Consider the following 1,264-nt stretch of genomic DNA (forward strand, 5'->3'; position numbering starts at 1 on the left):
GGGGGATGATTTACATCATGCCGCCCATACCGCCCATTCCACCCATGCCGCCCATATCCGGGGCGCCACCGCCGTTTTCTTCCGGCTTGTCCGCCACCATGGCTTCGGTGGTGATCATCAGGCCGGCGATGGAGGCCGCTGCCTGCAGTGCGGAACGGGTTACCTTGGCAGGATCCAGGATACCCATTTCCAGCATGTCACCGTATTCACCGGTGGCCGCGTTGTAACCGTAGTTACCTTTGCCGTTACGCACTTCCTGTACGATCACGGAAGCTTCAGCGCCGGCGTTGTAGGCGATCTGACGCAGGGGCATTTCCAGCGCACGGAAAGTCAGGGCAATACCGGCGTTCTGCTCGTCGTTGTCACCCTTGATGGTGCCAACGTTGGCCAGAGCGCGAACCAGGGCCACACCGCCGCCCGGTACCACACCCTCTTCTACCGCCGCACGGGTCGCATGCAGGGCATCGTCCACACGGGCTTTCTTCTCTTTCATTTCAATCTCGGTGGCCGCACCGATCTTGATTACCGCAACACCGCCGGCCAGCTTGGCCACGCGCTCTTGCAGTTTTTCCTTGTCGTAGTCAGAAGAAGAGTTCTCGATTTCCTTGCGGATCTGCTCCACGCGGGCATCGATATCAGCCTGCTGGCCAGCGCCATCAACAATGGTGGTGTTTTCCTTGTCGATGTTCACTTTCTTGGCGGTACCCAGATCTTCCAGGGACGCATTTTCCAGGCTCAGGCCCACTTCTTCGCTGATCACGGTACCGCCGGTGAGGATGGCGATGTCCTGCAGCATGGCCTTGCGACGGTCACCGAAGCCCGGCGCTTTCACGGCGGCGCACTTGATGATGCCGCGCATGTTGTTCACAACCAGGGTCGCCAGCGCTTCGCCTTCGATGTCTTCGGCGATGATCAGCAGCGGCTTGCCTGCCTTGGCCACATTTTCCAGGGCCGGCAACAGCTCGCGGATGTTGGAGATCTTCTTGTCCACCAGCAGGATGTAGGGGTCTTCCAGCTCGACCTGCATCTTCTCCTGGTTGTTGATGAAGTAGGGGCTCAGGTAACCGCGGTCAAACTGCATGCCCTCAACCACGTCCAGCTCGTTCTGCAGGGACTGGCCTTCTTCAACGGTGATAACGCCTTCCTGGCCCACTTTTTCCATGGCCTGGGCGATGATTTCACCCACGGATTTATCGGCGTTGGCGGAAATGGTGCCCACCTGCTCGATGCTCTTGGTGTTGTCACACGGGGTGGACAGCTTCTT

Annotated in this window: 1 protein-coding gene; it reads right to left on the minus strand. The window is 59.1% G+C overall.

Features of this window, described 5'->3' with window-relative positions:
* Window positions 1-10: 10 nt before the first annotated feature.
* Window positions 11-1,264, minus strand: a 1,254-nt coding sequence (gene groL, locus HUJ17_RS04800) for a chaperonin GroEL (protein ID WP_290509605.1), incomplete at its 5' end; no start/stop codon positions are given.

Origin of the sequence: Alcanivorax sp. (genome assembly GCF_014762765.1) — a bacterium.
In the GTDB taxonomy this organism is placed as follows: domain Bacteria; phylum Pseudomonadota; class Gammaproteobacteria; order Pseudomonadales; family Alcanivoracaceae; genus Alcanivorax.